Annotated in this window: 9 protein-coding genes; 6 read left to right on the forward strand and 3 right to left on the reverse strand. The window is 62.4% G+C overall.

The features are described 5' to 3' along the window. Nucleotides 1-29 precede the first annotated feature (29 nt). Nucleotides 30-1,763, forward strand: coding sequence for a 5'-nucleotidase C-terminal domain-containing protein (locus tag RMN73_RS03790; RefSeq protein WP_309601985.1), 1,734 nt, complete (start codon nt 30-32; stop codon nt 1,761-1,763). Here RMN73_RS03790 and RMN73_RS03795 read toward each other — a convergent pair. Beyond that, on the reverse strand, nt 1,760-3,211 hold the full coding sequence (locus tag RMN73_RS03795; RefSeq protein WP_309601993.1) for an AMP nucleosidase: 1,452 nt from the start codon (nt 3,209-3,211) through the stop codon (nt 1,760-1,762). The two genes, RMN73_RS03790 and RMN73_RS03795, sit on opposite strands and share 4 nt — an antisense overlap. 95 nt (nt 3,212-3,306) lie before the next feature. Here RMN73_RS03795 and RMN73_RS03800 point away from each other — a divergent pair, with 95 nt between their 5' ends. The 3 genes from RMN73_RS03800 to RMN73_RS03810 are packed head-to-tail and all read left to right on the forward strand — an operon-like array spanning nt 3,307 to nt 6,347. Then, nucleotides 3,307-3,747 carry a MarR family transcriptional regulator gene (locus tag RMN73_RS03800; RefSeq protein ID WP_309601986.1) on the forward strand — a complete coding sequence of 147 codons (441 nt, stop codon included), beginning with the start codon at nt 3,307-3,309 and terminating at the stop codon, nt 3,745-3,747. Between the two features lie 5 nt (nt 3,748-3,752). Next, a complete protein-coding gene (locus RMN73_RS03805) occupies nt 3,753-4,805 on the forward strand; it encodes an HlyD family secretion protein (RefSeq protein WP_309601994.1) in 1,053 nt (350 codons plus the stop codon). Nucleotides 4,806-4,811: 6 nt separating this feature from the next. Continuing rightward, a complete protein-coding gene (locus RMN73_RS03810; protein WP_309601987.1) occupies nt 4,812-6,347 on the forward strand; it encodes a DHA2 family efflux MFS transporter permease subunit in 1,536 nt (511 codons plus the stop codon). A gap of 4 nt (nt 6,348-6,351) precedes the next feature. On the opposite strand, the gene RMN73_RS03815 is transcribed toward RMN73_RS03810, so the two are convergent. Continuing rightward, complete coding sequence (locus RMN73_RS03815; RefSeq protein WP_309601988.1) at nt 6,352-7,134, reverse strand: SDR family NAD(P)-dependent oxidoreductase; 783 nt, start codon at nt 7,132-7,134, stop codon at nt 6,352-6,354. Between the two features lie 138 nt (nt 7,135-7,272). Here RMN73_RS03815 and RMN73_RS03820 point away from each other — a divergent pair, with 138 nt between their 5' ends. Then, nucleotides 7,273-8,259, forward strand: a complete 987-nt coding sequence (locus tag RMN73_RS03820) for an aldo/keto reductase (RefSeq protein ID WP_405051518.1) — start codon at nt 7,273-7,275, stop codon at nt 8,257-8,259. A gap of 143 nt (nt 8,260-8,402) precedes the next feature. Continuing rightward, entirely contained in the window at nt 8,403-9,086 is a 684-nt protein-coding gene (locus tag RMN73_RS03825; protein ID WP_309601990.1) for an outer membrane beta-barrel protein, read from the forward strand. A gap of 88 nt (nt 9,087-9,174) precedes the next feature. Here the strand turns inward: RMN73_RS03825 and RMN73_RS03830 are convergent. After that, nucleotides 9,175-9,869 (reverse strand): hypothetical protein (locus RMN73_RS03830; protein ID WP_309601991.1); only part of this gene is annotated, 695 nt, incomplete at its 5' end.

Consider the following 9,869-nt stretch of genomic DNA (forward strand, 5'->3'; position numbering starts at 1 on the left):
TCATTAGGCTGGAGCTAAGGCTCGCGGCAATGCTTGTTGAGGTTGTGATGCGCCGCTTTTCCGTCATCCTGTTGTCCGCTGCTCTTGCCGCCTGCGCAACTGTCCCGCGCCAGCTCGCCCGCCCGATCGAAGTGCAGATCCTCGCCTTCAACGATTTCCACGGCAATCTGGAGCCTCCCAAGCTGACCGTCCCCGCCGTCGACGGCGCAGTCCCGGCAGGCGGTGCAGCTTATTTGGCGACCGCGCTCAAGCAGAGCCGAACCGCCAATAGCGTAACTGTGGCAGCGGGCGACCTGATCGGTGCGACCCCGATTAGCTCGGCCTTGTTCCTCGACGAGCCGACAGTGACTGCGCTGGGCATGGCCGGGCTCGAACTGGCATCGGTCGGCAATCATGAATTCGATCGCGGCATTGCCGAATTAAAGCGGATGCAATCGGGCGGGTGCGTCAAGGTCGATTCGACGACCCGCAAGCCATGCGCGGTCGAGCCGTTCGCAGGGGCGAAATTCTCCTACCTCGCCGCCAATGTGGTCGACTCCAGCGGGGCGAGCATTTTTCCAGGCACCGCGATCAAGACGATCGGCGGGGTTCGGATCGGCTTCATCGGCATGACACTGGAGGCGACCGCGACCTTGGTCACACCAGCCGGAGTTGCGGGGGTGAAATTCACCGACGAGGCGGATACGGCCAATGCGCTGGTGCCTGGCCTAAAGGCAGCGGGCGTGAAGGCGATCGTGCTGCTGATTCACCAGGGCGGCTCGTTGACCGGGCGCTTCGATGACCAGAATTGCCCGGGGCTGAGCGGCGAAATCCTGCCGATCCTGGACCGGCTCGATCCGGCGATCCGGCTGGTCGTCTCGGGTCACACGCACAATGCCTACATCTGCCGCGTGCCGATCGCGGGCGGGGGTCAGCGGTTGCTGACCAGCGCCGGCAAATATGGCGCGATGGTGACCGATATCCGGCTCACCTTCGACCGGGCAGGGGTACTGGTCGGCGAGCGCGGATCGTTCGTCATTGTTCAGGGAGAGGCGATCGCGACGGCGCGCCTGTCGGCGCCGCTCGTTCCGTCTTATCCCGTGTTCGCCGCCGATCCTGAGGTGGCCGGGCTGGTGCGCAGATACCGTGATGCCGCCGCCACCGAAGCCAACCGCCCGGTCGGCAAGCTGTCCGGCTTTCTCACCCACAGCGAAGTATCGGGCGTGGAATCGTCCGCGCCGGGATTTATTGCCGATGCCCAGTTATACGATGCTCGCGGTGCGAACCAACGCCGCGCCGACCTCGCGCTGATGAACAATGGCGGCGCGCGCACCGACCTGCTCCCCGATGCCGACGGCACCGTTCGCTTCGGCCAAATCTTCGCGATGCAGCCGTTCGCCAACAACATCGTCGTGCGCAGCTTCACGGGCGCGCAGCTCAAGGCCGTGCTCGAACAGCAATTCGACAGTGGTCGCAACACGGTCGCCAACTCCAACCTGCTGCTGCCGTCATATAATTTCAGTTTCAGTTACGACAAATCTCGCCCACCCGGACAGCGAATCGTGGCGATGACGCTCGACCGTAAGCCGATCGACCCGGGCCGAACTTACCGCGTGGCGATCAACAATTTTCTCAGCAGCGGAGGCGACAATTTTACCTTGTTGACCGCCGGCGGCGAACCGGTTGACGGCGGCCTCGATCTCGACGCGACCGAAGCCTATCTCGCGACCAACCCGGCAGCGCCAAAGCTCGGCCGGATCACCGACCTGACGCCCAAACCTTAACGCAGCGGCGGTTCGTCGAAGCTGCGGAGCTTGCGGCTGTGGAGGGCGTCGCCTTCGCGCTTCAATAATTGCAGTGTTTCAATGCCGATCCGCAAATGCTGGCTGATCGCGCGCTCGTAGAAAGCATTGGCCTGACCGGGCAGCTTGAGCTCACCGTGGAGCGGCTTGTCGGACACACACAGCAAGGTGCCGTAGGGAACGCGGAAGCGGTAGCCCTGTGCGGCAACGGTCGCCGATTCCATGTCGATCGCGACCGCGCGGCTCTGGTTGAAGCGCAGCGCCGACAAGGTGTAGCGCAGCTCCCAATTGCGATCGTCGGTGGTGACGACGGTGCCGGTGCGCAGCCGTTTCTTGACGCTGTCCTCATCTTCGCCGGTGACTGCAACGGTTGCGTCAAACAGCGCATTCTGGACTTCGGCAATGGCCGGGATGGGAATTTCCGGAGGAAGCATCTGGTCGAGGACATGGTCGTCGCGGAGGTACGCATGGGCGAGGACATAGTCGCCGATCGTCTGGCTGAGCCGAAGCCCGCCGCAATGACCGATCATCAGCCACGCTTCGGGCCGCAGCACCGCAATATGGTCGCAGATGGTCTTGGCGTTGGACGGGCCGACACCGATGTTGACCAGGGTCACGCCGTCGCCCTTGTCGGTCATCAGATGATAAGCGGGCATCTGGTGACGGCGCCATGAGCCGGCCGCGATCTGGGCCTCCGCCTCGTCCAGATCGCCGAGTTCGAACCGGCCGCCGGGAACCGATAGCGAGGTGAACTGGCTGTCGGGATCGCGCAGGGCGTCGATCGAAAAGCGAACGAATTCATCAACGTAGCGGACGTAGTTGGTGAACAGGATGAAGTGTTGGAAATGTTCGGGCGGGGTGCCGGTGTAATGCTTGAGACGGGCTAGGCTGAAGTCGGTTCGCGGGCCGTCGAACAATGCGAGTGGGCGGCTTTCGGAGGTTTTGCTGTCGAACACCCCATCGGCCACTTCATCGCCAATGTGGGCCAGTTCGGTCGACGGGAACCAGCGCGAGATTTCGGCCGTGCTCAGGCCGCCAAGCTCGAGTTCGCCGCCGTCAAGCACGTAAGGATAGCTGATTTCGCTCTTTGATCGACCGACCGAAATCTCGACCGGATAATCGCGCACCAGATGCTCGAGTTGCTCGGTGAGGTAAGCCCGGAACAGGGCCGGACGCGCGACCGAAGTGGTGTAGCTGCCCGCTTGGCTGATCCTGGCGAAGGCGCGCATCGACGGGGCGGGCGGGGAGGTCGGGTCGTAATCGATCCGCAGCTCGGGATAAGCGAACCCGCCATCGGCGCGTGCCTTTGGGTCGGGTCGCGTGCCGCCCTGCGCGAACGCCATCAAGGCATTGCGGAGATTGCTTACCGATTCATCGTAAATTGCCTCGAGCGCATCGAGCAGGGCCGGGATCGCCTCGATCTTGGTCATCATGGCCTCGCTTGCCGCAGCAGCGGTTGCGGCGCAAGGGGGCGACAGTAACCATTGATTTAATAAGTGCACTTATTATATGTGTTGATATAGCCTTGGATACGATTCCTTTTGAGATTGCCGAAACGGCCCACAGTCTGCGGCGCGAGTTCGATCGTCGCGCGGCGCCGCTTGGCGTGACGCGTGCGCAATGGCGGGCGCTCGCTTGGGTGGGGCGCGAACCGGGGCTTCGTCAGGTCGAGCTTGCCGATCATCTCGATATCGAGCCGATCACCTTGTGCCGGATCGTCGATCGGCTGGAAGAGGGCGGCTTGGTCGAGCGTCGCCGCGACCCCGAGGATCGCCGGGCTTGGCGGCTGCACCTGACCGACAAAGGCGAGCCCTTGGTCGAACAGTTGCGAATGCTGGCCGGGCAAATGTCTCGGGATGCTTTTGCGGGCGTTGCCCCCGAGACCATCGAGCTGTTGCGCAAGTCGCTCGCGCAAGTGCGCGAAAATCTTTCCACCAATATTTCGCCCAAGAGGATTTCGGCGTGAATCAGATGAAAGCCATTCCCGCTCCAGCGGAAACGCCAGTCGAGTCCGAGGTCGTCAAGACCAATCCCTCGCGTACAGTGAAGCGCTGGGCGATCATGCTTGGCGTGCCGTTGCTGCTGCTCGTGGTCGGCGGTTATTTCTGGCTGACCAGCGGGCGTAGCGTCTCGACCGACAATGCCTATGTGAAGCAGGATATCGTCTCGGTTTCGACCCAGATCAACGGGCCGGTGGTCGAGGTGTTTGTGCGCGAGAACCAGCACGTCAATCGCGGTGACCCGCTGTACCGGATCGATCCGGGATCTGCCGAGGTCGCCTTGCTTCAAGCGCAGGCGCAACTTGCTGCCGCCGAATTACAGACCCGCCAGCTTGGCGTGGCAGCGGCCGGCACCGGCGGCGACATCACCGGCGCGACGGCCAACCTCGCGATTCAGCGGCGTGCGCTCGCCCGCCAGCAGGCGCTGCTCGGGCGCGGATTTACCACACGCTCGGACTATGACGATGCAGTCAGTGAAGTGACCAAAGCTCAGACCCAGTTGGCCGATGCGCGAGCTCAGGCCGCCAATGCCAATGCTGCCATCTCGCCAACCGGCAACCAGCCGCAGATTGCCGCCGCGCGCGCGGCGATCGCCAAGGCGCAGCTCGATCTGACCCGCGGTCTCGTGCGTGCTCCCGAAAGCGGGATCGTCGCCAATTCGGACCGCTTGCTCGTCGGCCAGGCGGCGATCACCGGGGTCGCGATGCTGTCGATCGTCAAGGACAAGGGCGGCTGGGTTGAGGCCAATTTCAAGGAAGGCGACCTGGCCAAGATGCAAGTCGGGCAGAAGGCGACGCTCAAGTTCGACGCTTATCCCGGCCTCAAGGTGCGCGGCCATGTCGCGTCGATCGGGGCTGGCACAGGCAGCGAATTTTCGGTGCTTCCGGCACAGAATGCCAATGGCAATTGGGTCAAGGTCACCCAGCGTGTCCCGGTTCGGGTGGCGTTCGACGAGGTGCCGTCGCGAGCGATGATCGCCGGGCTTTCGGCCGATGCCGAGGTCGACCTCCAGACAGCACGCTAACGCGCGATGACCGAGCAGGTTCTCGACCCCACGCGGCGCAACCTCGTCACCGTCGCAGTGATGCTCGCGGTGCTGATCCAGGTGCTCGACACGACCATCGCCAACGTCGCACTGCCGCACATGCAGGCCAGCCTTGGCGCGACGCAGGAAAGCGTTAACTGGGTGCTGACCAGCTATATCGTGGCGAGCGCAATTGCGATTCCGATCTCGGGCTGGCTGGCCGACAAGATCGGACGCAAGCGATTGCTGATTTTGGCGGTGATCGGATTCACCATCGCATCCTTATTATGCGCGATTGCGCAGAGCCTGACCGAGATGGTCATCTTCCGCGCGATCCAGGGCGTCACTGGTGCATTCCTCGTCCCGCTTGCCCAGGCGACCCTGTTCGACATCAACCCGCCCGAGCGCCACGCCCGGGCGATGGCCTTGATCGGCGGCGGCATCATGATCGGGCCGATCCTGGGGCCAGTGCTCGGCGGCTGGCTGACCGACAGCTTCAACTGGCGCTGGGTGTTCCTGGTCAACCTTCCGGTCGGGGCGATCGCGACGTTGATGCTGATCCGCTATATGCCCAAGAGCGCGCTTGCGCCGCGCAAGTTTGACATTTTCGGCTTCACTTTGCTCGGCGTTGCGCTCGGCAGCCTGCAGATGATGCTTGACCGCGGGCAGCAGCTCGACTGGTTCCAAAGCTGGGAGATATGGATCGAGGGCGGGCTATTCGTCGGCGCGGCGTGGATGTTCGTCACCCACACCCTGACCGCGCGCGAGCCATTGTTCGAACGCGGCATGTTCGCCGACCGCAATTTCGCGCTCGGGATGTTTTTCATGGTGGTAACCGGCCTGCTATTGCTCGCCGGCCTCGCGCTGCTGCCACCATTGCTGCAGCGATTGTACGGCCATTCGGTGTTCCAGTCGGGGCTGCTGACGATGCCGCGCGGGATCGGCACATTGATCACGATGGTGCTCGCCGGGCGACTGATCGGCAAGATCGACCTGCGCATCCTGATCGCCGCCGGGATGGGGCTGATGGCGTGGTCGCTGCACATCATGTCGGGCTTTGCGATCGACATGGGTAGTCGGCTGATCGTCATCTCTGGAATCATCCAGGGACTTGGGCTGGGCCTGATGTTCGTCACCGTCCAGAGCCTGGCCTTCGCGACCCTCGTGCCGCGGCTGCGGACGGCGGCGGCGAGCTTGCTCAACCTGTCGCGCAATATTGGTGGATCAATCGGAATTAGCGTCGTCACCGCCTTGCTGGCGCGCAATGTGCAGCAATCCCACGCCGACATGGCGGGTCACATCACCGACCAGACTTTGCCGCCGATCACTGGCGCCGTGGTCAGCCAGCTTGGACTGCCGGCCGAAGCGGCAACCGCGCTGGTCAATGCCGAGATCAACCGCCAAGCCGCGTTTATCGCCTACGTCGATGATTTCTATTTCATGATGTGGGTAACGCTGGCGGCGATCCCGCTCGTACTGCTGCTGCGCCCGGCGAAAAAGCAGGAGCCCGGCGAGCTGCACGACGCGGTGGCGATCGATTGACCGCTCAGGCGGCTATGTAGCCGCCGTCGATCATGTGGATTGAGCCGTTGCAATAGGATGATTCGTCGCTGGCGAGGAAAGCGAGGAGGTGGGCGACTTCCTCGCTGGTGCCGTAGCGCTTCATCGGAATCCCTGCCTCAATCCCTTCGCGCAATGCGGCCGGATCGTCGGGTGCGAGCTGGTTTTGCAGCGAAGCGATCATCCGATTGTCGATCGGGCCGGGGCCGACTGCATTGACGCGGATGTTGAACGGCCCAAGTTCCAGCGCGGCGGTTTTGACCAGCCCGAACACCGCATGCTTGCTGGCAACGTAGGGCGACATGGCGGGAAAGCCGATCTGCCCGGCAATCGACGACAAAGCGACGATCGATCCGCCGCCGCGCGCCTTCATCGGTGCGACGGCATATTTCATCGCCAGCCACACGCCGATCACATTGGTTTGCAGCGTATCGTTGAACTCGGCGACGGTCAGCGCCTCGATTGGTTTGAGCACGCCCTCGGTTCCCGCATTGGCAATCAAGATGTCGAGCCCGCCGAAGCGGTCGACAGTCTTTGCAACGGCTGCGGCAGTGGCATCTTCGTCGGTCGAATCGGCGATTGCACCGTCAAATTCGCCAAGCCCCTCGAGCCGCGCTTTTGTTTCCGCCAACTTGTCGGGCGAGCGGGCGACGAGCATCACCTTCGCCCCAAGTTCGAGAAATAGCTTGGCAGTCGCTTCGCCGATGCCGCCGGTTGCGCCGGTGACGATTGCCACCTTGCCGTCTAGCCGTTGCCTGTTGGTGCTCATGCCTTGCCCCTTCGTGATAACTCGATGGTCCGGCTAAGCGACAGGGACGGACAGGCGATTATCACATTGTGGACGCTAAAATGCATCAAATTGGCGGCAATGGCGTTGGGTAATAACTATTTGGAGAATGACATGACCATTGCCACCCGCATTCTTGGCCGCGATGGCCCGACCGTCTCGGCGATTGGGCTGGGCTGCATGGGGATGAGCGAATTTTACGGGTCGCGCGACGATGCGGAATCGATCGCGACGATTCACCATGCACTCGATCAGGGGGTCAACTTCCTCGACACCGCCGACATGTATGGGCCGTTCATCAACGAGGAACTGGTCGGCAAGGCGATCGCCGATCGCCGCGAGAATGTGTTCCTGGCGACCAAGTTCGGCAACATGCGTGGGGCCGATGGCGCGTTCCTCGGCGTTAACGGGAAGCCCGATTATGTGCGGTCGTGCTGCGAGGCGAGCCTCAAGCGGCTAGGGGTCGAGACGATCGACCTTTATTACCAGCACCGGGTCGATCCCGAGACCCCGATCGAGGATACCGTCGGCGAGATGGCGAGATTGAAGGATGAGGGCAAGATTCGCTTCCTCGGTTTGAGCGAGGCGGCGCCGGACACGATCCGGCGCGCGCACGCGGTGCATCCGATCACTGCCCTGCAAACCGAATATTCGCTGTGGAGCCGCGATGCCGAGGAGGAAGTGCTGCCGACGGTGCGCGAGCTTGGTATCGGCTATGTCGCTTATTCGCCGCTCGGTCGCGGGTTCCTGACCGGCGAGATCCGTCGGCCAGAGGATTTCCCGGACAATGATTATCGCCGGTTCCACCCGCGCTTCACCGGCGACAATTTCGCCCGGAACATCGCCTTGGTCGATCGGATCAAGGAGCTTGCTGAGGAAAAGGGTGTGACGGCGGCGCAACTGGCGCTGGCGTGGGTGTTGGAGAGGGGCGATGACATCGTCCCGATCCCGGGGACCAAGCGCCGCAGCTACCTCGACCAGAATATCGCCGCGGCGGCGATCGAGCTTGGCCCCGACGAGGTGGCGGCGCTCGACTTAATCCTGCCAGCGGGCGCAGCAGGCGGCGACCGTTATCATGCGCAAGGTATGGCGGCGGTCAATCGGTAACGTCGCCAACTCCGTCAAAAGCGTGGCGAAATTGTAACATGCAGCAATGAATTTGCGCAGTGCTCAATTATGAATTTACAATTTGTTAATGAGCCGGGAATAGGGGCATCGTCCACCTTTCGTGGAACTAATGGGGACCCTACATGATCAAATATCTTCTCATCGCTTCGTCGGCGCTGGTGATGGCTTCGGGCGCGCAAGCCCAGGCCTCGGCTTCGCCTTTCTCGGGCCCGTATGTCGGTGTTCAAATTGGCTATGCCGATCTCGAAGACGTGCATGACGACCTTGATTTCTGGTACGATGATTTCAAGAATTTCAAGCAGAACGACGACAATCTGGTCGGTGGTGTCCGCGTTGGCTATGACCATGTTTTCGGCCCGGGCGTGCTGGTCGGCGTGGTCGGCGAATTCTCGCTGACCGACCTCGATACCGTCGGCCCGACTCGGTCTGACGACGACACTTATGAAATCGGTGCAAAGGTCAGCAATCTGGGTTCGGTTCGCGGCAAGCTCGGTTTCGCGTCGGGCAAGCTTGCGGTCTATGGGACTGCCGGTTTGGGCTTTGCCAACATCAAGCATCATATGATGGACATTGACGGCTCGGACGAGGGATATGATGAAAAGGGCGACCGTACCGGCTTCGTGTTTGGCGTCGGTGGGGCGATCGCGATCAACGATCGCTCGTCGTTCGGCCTTGACCTCAGCCAGTATAACTTCGGCTCGCGCACGCATGAGGTGCTCGAGTCCGATGGGGGTTCAACCGACTATTTCTTCCGCCAGAAGGACCGTATCCGGACGGCCATGATCACTTACAGCTACGGCTTCTAATCAAGCCAGTATCGACCTGAAGAAGGGCGGCCCGGGCCAACCGGGTCGCCCTTTTTCTCGCCGGCGCGATGCTCGTGGAGCCCAAACGTTAGCCAAGCTTGAAATCGAGCGTGACCGGGCGGGACAGTTCGAGCGCGGGAATGCGGCGGGCAAAATCGGCAAGCGCTGCCGCCTGACCGGCTTTGTCGCTGGCATATTCATTCTGCCCGACATGGCGTTGGCCGGCGGGGGTGGCGGTCGGGAACGGGCGCGTCGCATGCGCGGTGAACAGCCGGTCGTGGACCATGATTCGGTCGCGGATCGCCGGCCACATTTGGTCGCGAAGGAAATATTGGTCCCAGTTAATGTTGTGCGGGGTGGTCGCGCGGAAGGCCGCGATCGCGCCCGCCATGTCCGGAAACACGCCCGCGACCCCGCCCCACAGGCCGGCCAGGATCGGGTCGGTATGCGACACCCAGTCGCGCATCGCGTGGAACGGCAGGTCGCTCGCGATCCACTCCTGCACCGCTGCGGCCTCGCGATCGAACATTACGCTGTCGCAATCGCGGACTATGAAATAGCCAACGTCGGGATCATCCGAGACGAGGAAGCGGCGGCTCAGCAGATGACGCGGATCACGATCGCCGCTGTCGTCCATGATCATCTCTGCGCCTTCTTCGGCCATGACTGAGCGGAAGGTCGCATCGACGCTGGCGTCGACGGTGAAACGGCAGGTCCAGCCGGGATAGAAAGTGCGCGCCACAAGGACATTCTGCAGCGCGCCGCGAAGATAGCGCGGGTGCG

Source organism: Sphingomonas sp. (assembly GCF_031372575.1).
Lineage (GTDB): Bacteria > Pseudomonadota > Alphaproteobacteria > Sphingomonadales > Sphingomonadaceae > Sphingomicrobium.

Excerpts from the sequence above, each read along its gene's own strand:
- RMN73_RS03790 (WP_309601985.1), top strand. The coding sequence starts at position 30 with ATGCTTGTTGAGGTTGTGATGCGCCGCTTTTCCGTCATCCTGTTGTCC.
- RMN73_RS03795 (WP_309601993.1), bottom strand. The coding sequence starts at position 3,211 with ATGACCAAGATCGAGGCGATCCCGGCCCTGCTCGATGCGCTCGAGGCA.
- RMN73_RS03805 (WP_309601994.1), top strand. The coding sequence starts at position 3,753 with ATGAAAGCCATTCCCGCTCCAGCGGAAACGCCAGTCGAGTCCGAGGTC.
- RMN73_RS03810 (WP_309601987.1), top strand. The coding sequence starts at position 4,812 with ATGACCGAGCAGGTTCTCGACCCCACGCGGCGCAACCTCGTCACCGTC.
- RMN73_RS03815 (WP_309601988.1), bottom strand. The coding sequence starts at position 7,134 with ATGAGCACCAACAGGCAACGGCTAGACGGCAAGGTGGCAATCGTCACC.
- RMN73_RS03825 (WP_309601990.1), top strand. The coding sequence starts at position 8,403 with ATGATCAAATATCTTCTCATCGCTTCGTCGGCGCTGGTGATGGCTTCG.